At 75.7% G+C, this 13,335-nt stretch carries 12 protein-coding genes; 6 read left to right on the top strand and 6 right to left on the bottom strand.

The window, feature by feature from the left end; genetic code table 11:
* Nucleotides 1-10: 10 nt before the first annotated feature.
* The 3 genes from VGH76_RS13520 to VGH76_RS13510 all read right to left on the bottom strand — a co-directional run bounded on the left by VGH76_RS13520 (nucleotide 11) and on the right by VGH76_RS13510 (nucleotide 4,239).
* A complete protein-coding gene (locus VGH76_RS13520; protein WP_331557201.1) occupies nucleotides 11-571 on the bottom strand; it encodes a hypothetical protein in 561 nt (186 codons plus the stop codon).
* 125 nt (nucleotides 572-696) lie between these two features.
* Nucleotides 697-2,859, bottom strand: a complete 2,163-nt coding sequence (locus VGH76_RS13515) for a glycosyltransferase family 39 protein (RefSeq protein WP_331557200.1) — start codon at nucleotides 2,857-2,859, stop codon at nucleotides 697-699.
* A 78-nt stretch (nucleotides 2,860-2,937) separates the two neighbouring features.
* On the bottom strand, nucleotides 2,938-4,239 hold the full coding sequence (locus VGH76_RS13510) for a bifunctional glycosyltransferase family 2/GtrA family protein (protein ID WP_331557199.1): 1,302 nt from the start codon (nucleotides 4,237-4,239) through the stop codon (nucleotides 2,938-2,940).
* 302 nt (nucleotides 4,240-4,541) lie between these two features.
* Between VGH76_RS13510 and VGH76_RS13505 the strand changes: the two genes are divergently transcribed.
* Nucleotides 4,542-6,095, top strand: a complete 1,554-nt coding sequence (locus tag VGH76_RS13505) for a S1C family serine protease (protein WP_331557198.1) — start codon at nucleotides 4,542-4,544, stop codon at nucleotides 6,093-6,095.
* 50 nt (nucleotides 6,096-6,145) lie between these two features.
* On the opposite strand, the gene VGH76_RS13500 is transcribed toward VGH76_RS13505, so the two are convergent.
* Entirely contained in the window at nucleotides 6,146-6,895 is a 750-nt protein-coding gene (locus tag VGH76_RS13500; protein ID WP_331557197.1) for an SDR family oxidoreductase, read from the bottom strand.
* Nucleotides 6,896-6,953: 58 nt separating this feature from the next.
* Between VGH76_RS13500 and VGH76_RS13495 the strand changes: the two genes are divergently transcribed.
* Together VGH76_RS13495 and VGH76_RS13490 are read left to right on the top strand one after the other, a co-directional pair.
* Nucleotides 6,954-7,301, top strand: a complete 348-nt coding sequence (locus VGH76_RS13495; RefSeq protein ID WP_331557196.1) for a helix-turn-helix domain-containing protein — start codon at nucleotides 6,954-6,956, stop codon at nucleotides 7,299-7,301.
* The gene (locus VGH76_RS13490) at nucleotides 7,298-7,855 is read left to right on the top strand and encodes a GrpB family protein (RefSeq protein WP_331557195.1); all 558 of its coding nucleotides are present in this window, start codon (nucleotides 7,298-7,300) and stop codon (nucleotides 7,853-7,855) included. The genes VGH76_RS13495 and VGH76_RS13490 overlap by 4 nt, the downstream gene beginning before the upstream one ends.
* Nucleotides 7,856-7,904: 49 nt before the next feature.
* Here the strand turns inward: VGH76_RS13490 and VGH76_RS13485 are convergent, their stop codons facing one another.
* Complete coding sequence (locus tag VGH76_RS13485; RefSeq protein ID WP_331557194.1) at nucleotides 7,905-9,137, bottom strand: LCP family protein; 1,233 nt, start codon at nucleotides 9,135-9,137, stop codon at nucleotides 7,905-7,907.
* 460 nt (nucleotides 9,138-9,597) lie between these two features.
* Here VGH76_RS13485 and VGH76_RS13480 point away from each other — a divergent pair, with 460 nt between their 5' ends.
* The 3 genes from VGH76_RS13480 to VGH76_RS13470 all read left to right on the top strand — a co-directional run bounded on the left by VGH76_RS13480 (nucleotide 9,598) and on the right by VGH76_RS13470 (nucleotide 12,843).
* Nucleotides 9,598-9,810: a hypothetical protein gene (locus VGH76_RS13480; protein WP_331557193.1), complete on the top strand. Its 213-nt coding sequence runs from the start codon at nucleotides 9,598-9,600 to the stop codon at nucleotides 9,808-9,810.
* A gap of 151 nt (nucleotides 9,811-9,961) precedes the next feature.
* Nucleotides 9,962-12,079, top strand: coding sequence for an ArnT family glycosyltransferase (locus VGH76_RS13475; protein ID WP_331557192.1), 2,118 nt, complete (start codon nucleotides 9,962-9,964; stop codon nucleotides 12,077-12,079).
* A gap of 17 nt (nucleotides 12,080-12,096) precedes the next feature.
* Nucleotides 12,097-12,843, top strand: coding sequence for a class I SAM-dependent methyltransferase (locus tag VGH76_RS13470; protein WP_331557191.1), 747 nt, complete (start codon nucleotides 12,097-12,099; stop codon nucleotides 12,841-12,843).
* Nucleotides 12,844-12,865: 22 nt separating this feature from the next.
* On the opposite strand, the gene VGH76_RS13465 is transcribed toward VGH76_RS13470, so the two are convergent.
* The gene (locus VGH76_RS13465; RefSeq protein ID WP_331557190.1) at nucleotides 12,866-13,255 is read right to left on the bottom strand and encodes a hypothetical protein; all 390 of its coding nucleotides are present in this window, start codon (nucleotides 13,253-13,255) and stop codon (nucleotides 12,866-12,868) included.
* Between the last annotated feature and the right edge of the window lie 80 nt (nucleotides 13,256-13,335).

The following is a 13,335-nucleotide window of genomic DNA, read 5'->3' as shown; positions in this document are numbered from 1 at the left end:
AACCGGTTGGTCAGTCCTCCACGCGAGTCCGCCGGCGGTGCCCGCCACGGCGTCGCCGGGCCAGCATGTGGCCGGCGACGAGGCGGGCGGGGCTCTCGCGCAGGCAGATCGAGACGCCCGCGTCGAGCATCGCGACGAGCTGCCCGGTCGGGGCGTTGCGGGGGAGGAGCACGACGATCTCCGCGCCGGGCTGGCGCTCGACGATGTCGGCCACGGACGCCGGGTCGGGGGCGAGGAGCACGACGAAGTCGACGCACGGGTGGTACGAGGGCCGGTCGGTGCCGACGATCCGCCAGGTCCGGGGCGCCACGGCGCCCAGGAGCCGGGCCGTGGAGCGGGACGCGACCACCTCCACCGTCGCGGGGGCGTCGTCGTCGAGACGCTCGTCCTCGGGACGATCGGTCCCCGGGTCGCCGACCGGCGGCGTCGGCCACGGGCCGCTCGGGTGGTCGACCGGCGCGTGCCGGGCGGGCACGGGGGTGCTCGGCTGCTCCCGGCTCCCGGGACGGGGCGTGCCCGGACGGGAGACCGGCGGGACGGCGTGCCGCCCCGAGTGCAACGAGAACCTCATGTCCTCGATGGTGCCGCGGGAGCCTGGACGCTCCCTGAGCGCCGTCTGTGCATCCCGGCTGGACGCACGATCGCCGACGCGGCGGTGTCCGGGGAAGGACACCGCCGCGTCGGCGGGCACCGCGCTCAGGACAGCGGCCGGCTCAGGTCGTAGACGGTGCGCCCACCGACCTCGATCTTCGTGAAGTGGCCGCTCACCCAGGACATGATCTCGCCCGACCTGCCGCGGCTCATCGGCCCGCCCGCGCCGCCGCCCGGGGCGCCGGCACCCTCGCCGCCCGGAGCGGCACCGCCCGGGCCCCCCATCCCGCCGCCGGGCCCGCCGCCCTCGATGAAGTAGTGGATCTGGCCGGTGGCGACGTCGGCCTGGAACTGCGCCGGCGTCGGCGCCGGGTCGCCGCCCATGAAGCCGCCGATCGGCATCACCGGGGCGCCCGAGGCGAGCTGGAGACCGGCCTGGTTCATGGCGCCCGTCGTCGCGGCGGCCCACCGGGTGCCCGCGCCCTGCAGGAGCGCGACCAGCTGCGGCGAGGCCTGCTCCTCGCCGGGACCGCCCATCCCCCGCGCACGGTCGGCCCGGCCGTCGCGGGCGCCGGCACCCTGCGCGCGCTGACCGCCGCCCATGCCCGGCCCACCCGTACCGGTGTCCGGGCCGGCGGAGACGATCGACCCGGAGTGCGGGGTCGCGGCGGTCACCGCCGCGTAGGCCGTGGACGCGCCGACGGTGCCGACCAGCGCGAGGACGGCGACGACGACGGTGAGGGCGCGCCGGGCGAGCAGCCGCGGCACGAGGAGTCCGGCGGCGCCGAGCGCACCGGCCACGAGGACGACCCAGCGCAGCCACAGCCCCCAGTCGGCCTGGGTCAGCACGACGGCGCTCCAGGCGGCCGTGCCGACGACGGCCACCGCGAGCACGACCCGCGCCGCGAGCCGGGCGCGCTCGCGCCAGAGGATCGAGGCGCCTGCCGCGGCGGTGATCGCGACCCCGGGGACCATCGCGACGGTGTAGTACGGGTGGATCGTGCCGCTCATCGCGGAGAAGACGATCGCGTGGACGAGCATCCACGCGCCGCCGAGCAGGAGCAGCGCCCGCGGCCGGTCGGTGCGGGGCGCCTTCCGCGCGAACCACAGCCCGGCGATCAGCACGAGGACCCCGGCGGGCAGCAGCCACGACGCGTTGCCCGCGAACTCCGAGGTGAGCATGCGCCAGGGGCTGGGCGTACCCCCGAAACCGCCCCCGCCGGGCCCACCCGGTCCACCGGGTCCACCCGGCCCGCCCGGTCCACCGGCCCCGCCCGGCATCCCGCCGCCCGGCATCGCGCCGGCGGGCGCATCGCCCGTGACCCCGCGGGGCCGGCCACCACCGCCGCCGTTGCCCCCTCCGCCGAGGATGCGGCCCAGGCCGTTGTAGCCCAGGGCGAGCTCGAGCAGGGAGTTGTCGGTCGACCCGCCGATGTAGGGCCGCGACGACGCGGGCCAGAGCTGGACCAGGAGCACGTACCAGCCGGCCGAGACGACGATCGCGACCCCGGCCGCCACGAGGTCGGCGATCCGGCGCCGCAGCGCCGTCGGCGCCACCACCAGGTACACGAGCGCGAGGCCCGGGACGACGAGCGCGACCTGCAGCTGCTTGGTGAGGAACCCGAGCCCGACGAACGCGCCCGCGGCCACCAGCCACCACGTGCCGGCCTTCGTCCCGGCGGCGTCGACGGCCCGCACGGTGGTCCACGCGGCGAGCACCATGCAGAGCACGAGCATCGCGTCGGGGTTGTTGAACTTGAACATCAGCGCGGCCGCGGGCATGAACGCCGTGAGGGAGGCGGCCGCGAGCGCGGTCCGCGGACCGGACCAGCGCCGGCAGAGCGCGTAGACCAGGGCGACGCTCGCGACGCCCATCAGCGCCTCGGGGACGAGCATCGACCACGGCGAGAACCCGAAGATCCGCCCGGACAGCGCCATGACCCACAGCGAGGCCGGCGGCTTGTCGACGGTGATCGAGCCGGGCGCGTCGAGGGCCCCGAAGAGCCACGCCTTCCACGACTGCGTCCCGGCCTGCACCGCGGCCGCGTAGAAGGAGTTGGACCAGCCCGCGGCGCCCAGGTCCCACAGGTAGGTGACCGCGGAGGCGACGAGGAGCAGCCAGAAGGTGGGACGCACCCAGGCCGGGTCCTCGGGGCGGCCGCGCACCAGGCGGCGACCCCGGGACGGGCGGCTCGCGCTCGCGGGGACGGCGAACCGCTCGATGGCGGGGTCGGACGCCGAGGCGTGGGCGGGCGTGGTCGTGCTCATGGCGGCGGGGCTCCTGGAGAGCTCAGTGCGGACGGGTTTCTACGGCCGGAGGCGGGCGACGACGCATCCGGGAGGGTCTCAGGCCGACTGCCGGCGGGGGTGGAACACCCACGAGCGGTAGGCGACGAAGCGCAGCAGGGTGGCGACGGCGTTGGCGATGACCAGGACGACCAGTTCGGTGACGTGGCTCGCGCCGGGTGACAGGACGTCGAGCAGGGCGAGCGATCCCGACGTCAGCACCAGCCCGAGCCCGAAGACGACGAGGCCCTCGACCTGGCTGCGGCCGGCGTGACGGCGGCCGCGGATGCCGAAGGTGAGCCGGCGGTTGGCGGCGGTGTTCGCGACGGCGGTGATGACCAGCGCGAGCAGGTTGGAGACCTGGGCGGGCATCGCGGAGCGGAACAGCGAGTAGAGCAGCAGGAACGCGACGGTGGAGATCACGCCGATGACCGCGAACCGCAGGATCTGCGCGGTCATGCCCGGCGCGACGCCCGCGGTCTCGTCCGCGCCCGTCGCCCCGACGATGTCCTCGCGGCCGAGCTCGCGGCGCAGCTGGGCCACCGGCAACGCGCCCGTCGCGAGCGCCTTGCCGACCCGGGCGACGCCCCGGAGGTCGGCCACCGCCGTGGCGACGACGTCGACGCGCGAGTCCGGGTCGTCCACCCAGTCGACCGGCACCTCGTGGATCCGCAGCCCGGAGCGCTCCGCGAGCACGAGCAGCTCGGTGTCGAAGAACCAGGCGGTGTCCTCGACCAGCGGCAGCAGGCGCTCCGCGACGTCGGCGCGGATCGCCTTGAAGCCGCACTGCGCGTCGGAGAAGCGGGCGCGCAGCGTGCCGCGCAGGATGACGTTGTAGCAGCGGGAGATGATCTCCCGCTTGGCGCCGCGCACGACCCGGGAGGTCCGCGAGAGCCGGGACCCGATCGCGAGGTCGGAGTGCCCCGAGATCAGCGGCGCGACCAGCGGCAGCAGCGCGTTGAGGTCGGTCGAGAGGTCGACGTCCATGTAGGCCAGCACCGGCGCGTCCGACGCCGTCCACACCGTGCGCAGCGCACGCCCGCGACCCTTCTCGTCGAGGTGGACCACCGCGACCTCGTCGTACTGCGACTCGAGGGCCTTCGCGACCGCGAGGGTGCGGTCGGTCGAGGCGTTGTCGGCGACGGTGATGCGGAAGCGGTAGGGGAACGCCTCGGTCAGGTAGATGTGCAGCCGCTGGACGCAGGGGCCGAGGTCGCGCTCCTCGTTGTAGACGGGGACGACGACGTCGAGCACCGGGGTGGCGTCGTCGGGCTCGACGGCGGCGCGGGGGGAGGGTCGGCCGCCGGGGAGCGGAGCACCGCCGGCCGGGCCCGGGGTGTGGGGAGCGATCGCTGCGGTCATGGTTCCACCGTCGGAGTCGGACGTGGACGGACGGTGGGATGCACCTGTGATCGTCCTGTGGGTGGTCGGGCGTCGGTCGGCGCCGACCGGCTCGTCGGGGGAACGGGCGGGGGACGCCATGCCATCAGGCTCGGCAGGCACGATGTCCGCGGGCTGGAGACGAGCTGTGGGTCGCCTGTGTCCGACGTCGTCACGGTCGTCCCCGGACGTCCACTTTGCCGGAGGTGTGAGCACCCCCGATCTCAGGAACTTTGCAGACAAGCCGCAGGGCCCCCACAGCAGACAGGAGCACGCTGGCCGTCATGACCGACCAGGACCCGTTCGCCAGGGAAGCACCGCCCGGCGAACCCACCCACTCCGCCGGCCCCGCTCCGCGCGACGGGTCCACGGGTGTGCGCTACGAGAACCCGCAGCATGACGCGCCCGGCCACACCACACCGACCCCCGCCGATCCGTGGCGTGCCCCGTCGGGGGCCGACACCCCCGGCGGCACCGCCACGATGCCGCGGACCGAACAGCCGACCGGCCAGACCGGCTCGCCCTGGGTGAGCGGCCCGCAGCACGGCTGGGCCCACCAGGGGCAGCCGTCCTCCGGCCCGCCGTCGGGACCTCCTCCCACCTCGCAGTGGCCGACCGGCGGCTCGGGCGGTGGCGGCGGACGCCGTCGTCGCAGCCCCGTCGTGCTCGTCTCGGCGGCGCTCGCCGCGCTGTTGGTCGCCGGCGGCGTCGGGGGCGTCGTCGGGTACGAGGCCGCCAGCTCCGGTGCCTCGGGCGGCGGCAGCTCCGTGCTCGCCGGCACCTCGGACTCGTCGTCCTCGTCGAGCCCGACGGCGCCTGCCGGCTCGGTCGAGTCGGTGGCGCAGAAGGTGCTGCCGAGCGTGGTGCAGCTGCGCGGCGCGTCCGGCGAGGGCTCCGGCATCGTCATCTCCGCCGACGGGCTGATCCTCACCAACGCCCACGTCCTCGAGGCCGGCCAGGCGCAGCAGCAGCAGCAGTCCCAGGGCGGGCTCGGCGGCCTGCTCGGCGGCGAGCAGCAGGCGCCGCAGCAGCAGGGCGCCCCGCAGCTCCAGGCGGTGTTCCAGAACGGCCAGGTGGCCCCGGTGCAGGTCGTGGGCACCGACGCGACGGCCGACCTCGCCGTCGTCCGCGCGAGCGGCGTCTCCAACCTGACCCCGGTGACCCTCGGCGACTCCGGTGCGCTGCAGGTCGGCCAGGGCGTCGTCGCCGTCGGGTCCCCGCTGGGCCTGTCCGGCACGGTGACCTCGGGCATCGTCTCCGCGCTGCAGCGCCCGGTCGCGACCGGCGGCGCCCAGAGCGGTCAGGCCACGGTGATCGACGCCGTCCAGACCGACGCCGCGATCAACCCCGGCAACTCCGGAGGTGCCCTGGCCGACATGAACGGCCGCGTCGTCGGGATCACCTCGGCGATCGCCTCGCTCGGCTCGTCGTCGGGCGGCGGGGGCGGCGGCCAGCAGTCCGGCTCGATCGGCCTCGGATTCGCGATCCCGATCAACCAGGCCAAGCGGATCGGCGACCAGCTCGCGACGCAGGGGTTCGCCAACCAGGCGGTCCTCGGCGTCGGCGTGGCCCAGGACCAGACCGGTGGGGCGCCGACAGAGACCGGTGCCACGCTCGGTTCGATCACCCCGGGCGGTCCGGCGGCGAGCGCGGGACTCAAGCCCGGCGACGTCGTCACCAAGATCGACGACCGGCTCATCGACGACGGCGACTCGCTCGTCGCCGCGGTCCGCGCCGAGAACCCCGGCGCGCAAGTGACCCTGACGGTGCAGTCGGCGGGCGGGCAGCCGCGGCAGGTCCCGGTGACGCTCGGGACGGAGCGGGCGCCCTCCAGCTGACGCCCCGTGAACGGGTGTGGTCGCCAGGGCGACCACACCCGTTCGCGTGTCTACGGCACGAACGGGACGTCGTCGGGCGCGGCGTGCCGGGCGGCGAGCAGCGCCTTCGCGGGCGCGCCGACCGGGATGCGCAGCGGCAGGTGGTCCGCCTCGACGGCGTCGACCGTCGCGGCCGCCACCTCCTCCGGCGTGATGAGCGTCCGGCGCTCGGTCGGGGCCGTTCCGAGGTGGCCGTACGGGTCGCCCGGGAGCCGGAACCAGTCGACGTCGTCCAGCGCACCCGAGCTCACCGCGCCCGGCTCGAGCAGCGCGACGTCCAGGCCCAGCGGCGCGGTCTCGATCGCGAGCGCCTCGACGAGGCCCTCGAGGGCCCACTTGGTGGCCGCGTAGGCGGCGTTGGGCGGCAGCACGACCCGCCCCACGACGCTCGACACGAACAGCAACCGGCCCCGCCCGCGCGCCCGCATCTGCGGCAGCACGGCCTGCGCGACGCGCAGCGCGCCGAGGGTGTTGCGGTCGAAGAGAGTGGCCAGCTCCTCCGGCGGTGTCGCCTCGACGGCGGCGTAGAAGATGACGCCCGCGTTCGAGACCAGGGTGTCGACCTCGCCGGCCGCGTCCACCGCCGCGTCGATACTCGCCGGGTCGGTGACGTCGAGGGCGAGCCGGGCGGCCACGTCGAGGTCGGCGAGCGTGCGCGGGTCGCGTGCGGTGGCGACCACGCGGTGGCCGCGCGTCGCCGCCTCGAGCGCGATCGCCCGTCCGATCCCCTTCGACGCGCCCGTGATGAGCACCGCTGCCATGACGACCTCCGGTAGTCAGTTCAGTTCTTGAACTTGCCTGTGGGGCTAGGCTAGCACCGTGAGTTCAGAAGCTGTACCCACCGGACCGCGCGTCTGCGGCATCGCCGACGCCCTGGTGCTCGTCGGGGACCGTTGGTCACTGCTCGCCCTGCGCGAGCTCGGGTTCGGCGTGGGCCGCTTCAACGAAATCCAGGTCAACACCGGGGCGCCACGGGCGAGCCTGTCCGCCCGGCTGCGCTCCCTCGAGGAGGGCGGTCTGGTGCAGCGGCAGCGCTACTCCGAGCACCCGCCGCGCGACGAGTACCTGCTCACCGAGGCCGGCCGCGAGCTCCTGCCGGTGCTCGGCGAGCTGCGGGCCTGGGGGGAGAGGCACGCGTCCCCACGCGTGCGGGGGACGTCGTCGTGAGCCAGGAGCTCGACGCCCACCTGCGCGAGGTCCTCGTCCACGGGCCCCGGCCGGTGACGCCGGTGGTCGTCGCGTACGACGACGGGTGGCCGGCACGGTTCGCGACCTACCGCGAGCGCATCGTGGCGGCGCTCGGCGACCGCGCGCGGATCGTCGAGCACATCGGGTCGACCGCGGTGCCGGGGCTGGCCGCGAAGGACGTCGTCGACGTCCTCGTGGGCATCGACGATCCTGACGACGAGCCCGCCTACCTCCCCGACCTGCTGGCCGCCGGGTACGAGCTGCGCGTCCGCGAACCCGGCCACCGCGCCCTGCGCGAGACGACCGGCCACCGCGTCAACGTGCACTGCTACGCCCCCGACGACGACGAGGTGCCGAAGTACAGGCTGCTGCGCGACCACCTGCGCACCCACCCCGAGGCGCGACGCGACTACGAGGCGGCGAAGCGTGCGCTCGCCGGGCGGGAGTGGCCGGACGTGAACCACTACGCCGAGGCGAAGGGGCCGACGATCCGGCGGCTGCTCCGGGACGCGGGGTGGGCTCCGCCCTCGTGAGTACTTGTGGTGGCTATGGCCACCACAAGTACTCACATGCCTTCGGCACCTAGTTGACGCACCCCGGGGCCGCGGCCGTGATCGGCGGGGTGACCGGGGCGGGCGGGGCGGGCGGGCTCGTCTCGTCCGAGCCCGAAGCCGAGTCCGAGGACGCCGAGGACGCCGACGAGTCGCCCTGCGTGCCGACCGGCGTCACCGCCGCGGGCGCCGGCGGCGGCACCACGCCGGCGTCGAGGTCGATGGCGTCGGTGACGAACGTGCGGACCTGCGCCGGGTCGACCTGCACCGCCTGACCGTCCTCGGGGGTCGCGAGCTCGTCGGTGCCGGTCGGGATCGTGCGGAACGTGACCGCGCCCGCCGAGAGTCCCTGCATCTGCGTCGCGAACGACAGGACGTCCCACCCCGAGTCGAGGGTCACCGACCGGCCGACGACCCCGGTGAGCCGGTCGAGGGTGAACGGGTTGGCGAGGATGCCCGCCGAGAGCAGCCGGCTCGTGGCCCCGGCGAGGAACACCTGCTGGCGGGCGATGCGGTCGAGGTCCCCACCGGGCAGCCCGTGGCGCTGGCGCACGAAGGCGAGGGCCTGGGTCCCGCTGACCGTCTGCGGGCCGGCCGGGAGCTGCAGGCCGGAGAACGGGTCGTCCACCGGGGCACGCAGGCAGACGGGCACGCCGCCGATGGCCTGGCTGACGTCGGCGAACCCGGCGAGGTTCACCGACGCGAAGTGGGTGATCTGCAGGCCGGTCAGCGACTGGACGGTGTCGATCGTCTCGCGGGCGCCCGCGGCGACGGCGGCGCGGCGCACCGCCGGGTCGTCCGCGGACACCGACGGGGCCGCCTGGGGCGCGAAGGGCGACGTGGCCGCACCCGACGCCCCGCCGTCGCCGGTCAGCGAGTCGGTGGTGAACGCGACCGCCCGGGAGTACGCCGAGTTGATCTTGTGCTCGCCGTAGCCGTCGGCGAGCTGCACGAAGGAGTCCCGCGGGACGGAGATCGCCGTCGCCCGTCCCCCGCCGGCCGGCACGTGGACCACGATGATCGAGTCGGCGGTGTCGCCGCCGTCGGACGTGCCACCGGCGTGCAGCGCGTCGAGCACGGCGGGCGGCAACGGGTTGCCCTGCGGGTCGGTCCGGCTGTCGACGCCCAGCAGCAGGATGTTCTGCTCGGCGGTCGGGCCGGGAGCCGCGGCCCCGATCACCGACGCCGAGGCGGTGGATCGATCCAGAACGCGCACTTGCACCCACGTGAACGCCGAGACCGCGAGGACCGCTGCAGAGACCACGACCAGCAGGCTGCGAGCGAGTGCGCGCACACGCCGGCGCGCCGTCGTGGTTCCGCTCACCTCATCATGGTTCCCGTTCACCGACCGATCGTCACCGTGACCTGTACCGGCTTCGGGTGTCGATCGGTGCGGGCGCCCCACAGCCACCTCACACCGCGCCCCAGCGCGGGCCCACGGTGGTCACATCGCCCTCCCATGCGGGCGCCCGGCCTCGGCGCCGACGCGCGGCACGGCGCCGCGCGGACGAGGAGGAACGAGATGACCACGGACGCGCCCGCCACGACCGCGCCTGCGACCCCGACGGCGAGGATGGCCCCTGCGCGTCGCGACGGCGGTCCTCGCGCTGGCGGGGCTGACCCTGCAGGGCGCCTGCGGGACCAGGACGACCACCGGCACGGGCACGACGTCCTCGACGACGGCGAGCGCGAGCGCCACCGGCACGACGGCGTTCGACGAGTGCATGTCGCGCAACGGGGTCCAGAAGCCGTCCGGGGGTCCCACTGGCGCGGCGGGCGGCGCCGGCACCACCCCGCCGAGCGGCGGCACCCCGCCGTCGGGGGCCCCGCAGCCCGGACAGGCTCCGCCCGGGGTCGATTCCGCCGCCTGGCAGAAGGCGCTCGCCGCCTGCAAGAGCGAGGCCGGCGCCCCGGCGTCGGGCACGACCGGCAGCTGACCCACCGGCGCGAGGGGAGCCCTCGGTCGACCCCCGCGACCGAGGGCTCCCCTCGTGCCGTTCCCGGGGTGCCGCTCGGAGGTCGGGCCTCACAGCAGGCCCACAACGACGGCCCAGGAACCGGACAGAGCGGGACAGCAGAGTCGTCACCATGACGACCTCGACCGACCTCCGCACCGTGCCCCGACCCGGTCCGCGCCCCGGTCCGCGCCCCGGTCCGCGTCCGGGGGCGGCGCACGGTCGGACGGGAGCCCGCCACGCGCGGCCGTCGCGACCCCTCGCCCGGCTCTGGCGCGGTTCGCCGCAGGCCCCGTGGTGGGAACGCCCGGCCCTGCTCGCCCTGCTCGTGGGCGCCGCCCTGCTCTTCCTGGTCGACCTCGGCGCGACCGGGACGGGCAACACCTTCTACGCCGCGGCGGTCCAGGCCGGCACGCAGTCCTGGGAGGCGATGCTCTTCGGCTCGCTGGACTCCTCGAACTTCATCACCGTCGACAAGCCGCCCGCCTCGCTCTGGGTCATGGCGCTGTCCGGGCGGATCTTCGGCTTCAACGCCTGGTCGATGCTGGTGCCCGAGGCGCTCATGGGTCTCGCCTCCGTCGCGCTGCTCCGCGGGGCCGTCCGGCGCTGGGCCGGGCCCGGGGCGGGCCTGATCGCCGGGGCCGCGCTGGCGCTCACCCCGGTCGCGGTCCTGATGTTCCGCTTCAACAACCCCGACGCGATGCTCGTGCTGTGCATGACGGCGGCCGCGTACGCCGCCGTCCGGGCCGTCGACGCGGCCCGGGAGCGGGCCGGCGTCCGGTGGAGCGTGGTCACCGGCGCGCTGCTCGGCCTCGGGTTCCTGACGAAGATGCTGCAGGCCTGGCTGGTGCTTCCCGCGTTCGTGCTGGTGATCGTGCTCGCGGCGGCGGTGACCTGGCGCCGGCGCCTGCTGCTCCTGGCCGCGGGCCTCGTCGCGATGCTCGTCCCGGTCGGCTGGTACGTGCTGCTCGTCGACCTGTGGCCCGCGAGCTCCCGGCCCTATATCGGCGGCTCGACCGACAACTCGTTCCTCGACCTCGTGCTCGGCTACAACGGCCTCGGGCGCATCCTCGGCGGCGAGGGCAACGCCGGCGGTGGTGGCGGCCCCGGCGGAAGCGGCAACACCGGCTTCGGCGGCTCCACCGGCATCACCCGCATGTTCAACGACTCCTTCGGCGGCCAGGTCTCGTGGCTGCTGCCCGCGGCGCTGGTCGTGCTGGTGGCCGGGCTGTGGCTCACGCGGTGGGCACCCCGCACCGACCGCGCCCGCGCGGCGCTGCTGCTCTGGGGCGGCTGGCTCGTCGTCCACGCGCTGGTGTTCAGCTTCATGAGCGGGACCGTGCACGCCTACTACGCGGTGGCCATGGCCCCGGGGCTGGCCGGGACGCTGGCGGTGGGTGGCGCCCTGCTCTGGCGGCGCCGCGAGGAGCCCGGCCCGCGCCTGACCCTCGCCGTCGCACTCGCCACGACCACCGGGTGGAGCGTCGTGCTGCTGCGTCGGACCCCGGGCTTCGACCCCTGGCTGCGCTGGGTGGTGGCGATCGCCGGGGCGATCGTGGTGGTGCTGGTCCTCGCCGGCCTCGTCTCCCGCCGGGTGTGGAGCCGCCGGGCCCTGCCCGTGGTCCTGCTCGCCGCCCTGCTCGCCGGGGCGGGCGGCACGGTGGCTTACGCCGCGGACACCGCGGCCACGCCGCACTCCGGCTCGATCGTCTCGGCCGGCCCCTCGACCGGGGACGGCATGGGGGGACCCGGCGGCGGACCGGGCGGCGGTACCCCGCCGTCGGGACAGCGTCCGGACGGGGGCCACGGCGCGCCCCAGGGCGGGCAGGGCGGCGGACAGGGCGGCAGCCCCGGCGGGGCGACCACGACGTCGGCCGCGCTCACCTCGCTGATGCGGGACGCGGGCACCCGGTGGGCCGCGGCGGCGGTCGGCTCCCAGACCGCGGCGTCGCTCGAGCTCTCCTCCGGCGCGGCGGTCATGGCGGTCGGCGGGTTCAGCGGGACCGACGCCGCCCCGACCCTCGCCGGGTTCCAGGCGCTCGTCGCGGCCGGGGAGGTCCACTACCTCGTCGGCTCCGGCGACGGCGGGGGCATGGGCGGGCCGGGCGGCCAGGGCGGCCAGGGCGGCCAGGGCGGCCAGGGCGGCTCGGACTCGGTCGCCTCCCAGATCACCACCTGGGTGAAGGCGCACTACACGGCCACGACGGTGGGCGGCACGACGGTCTACGACCTCACGCGGCCCACGAGCTGATGGATACGGTCGCGGTCATGTCGCGCGCGACCACCTTCGGCACCCGCGCCGACGCCTACGACCGGCTGCGGCCGGGCCCGGCGCCGGAGGCCCTCGACCACGTGGTCCCACCCGGCTCCCGGCGCGTGGCCGACCTCGCCGCCGGGACCGGGCTGGTCACCCGCGCCGTGCTCGGCCGGGCGGACGCGCCCGTCGTCGTCGCCGTGGAGCCCGACCCCCGGATGCTCGCCCGGCTCGCGGTCACCACGCCGGGCGCGCTGCCCGTCCGCGGGCTGGCCGAGGCCATCCCGCTCGCGTCCGGGGCGCTCGACGCCGTGCTCGCCTCGTCGGCCTGGCACTGGTTCGATCCGCCGACCGCGACCGCCGAGATCGCGCGGGTGCTCCGCCCCGGCGGCGCGCTCGGGCTGCTGTGGAGCCGCGCCGACCCGACGGTGGACTGGGTCGCCGAGGTCCGCGGGATCGGCCGGGCGGCGGCCGACGGGTCGGCCCGGCTCTCCCGGCGCGGGTTCGACGTCGAACTGCCGCCCGGCCACGGCTTCGTCGACGAGCTGCCGCAGGCGGTGACCGTCCGCTGGGCACGAATCATGACCCGCGACGACGTCGCCGGGATGGTCTGCACCTACAGCGGCGTCCTCGAGCTACCGGCTGCCGACCAGGAGGCGGTGCACCGGGCCGCCCGCAAGTACCTGGACCGGACCTTTCCCGGCGACGAGGCCCTGGAGGTGCCGTTCGAGACCGTGGTGCGGCGCTGGACGCGGTCCTGACCCACGCGCCGCACCACCCGGCTCAGGCGGGACGCGGCATGCCGGGACGCCGGGCCGCGAGCGCGCGGTGCGGCACGCGCACGGGAGCACCGGGCCGCGCGGCACGCGCGGCCGGAGCACCGCCGCGGATCGCCGGGGTGACCGGCAGCGGCCGCCCGGTGAGGACGGCGGAGAGGATGCCGAGCAGGTCCTGCGGGGTGGCGAACTCGGCCTCGGGCAGGCGGGCGAGCAGCTCGCGCGTCACGCTGTCGCACCCGTAGATGTCGCCGGCGGTGATGACCTGCCAGCGCCGGGCCGGGAACGGCACGTCGCGCAGGATGGGCACCAGGCGCTCGGCGAGTGCGGCCGGACTGGTGTCACGCAGGGTCAGGCCGGGGACGACGGGGGCACCGGGGCGGGGTGGCGTGGTCATCGGGAGCTCCTCAGGGTCCGCGGCTCACGCCGCATCCACTGGTTAATCCCCCATCTGGATGTTCCATATGCCTCGCGTGC

This window comes from Actinomycetospora sp. (assembly GCF_036497585.1).
GTDB lineage: Bacteria > Actinomycetota > Actinomycetes > Mycobacteriales > Pseudonocardiaceae > Actinomycetospora.
This window is presented reverse-complemented; position numbering and strand designations above follow the sequence as displayed.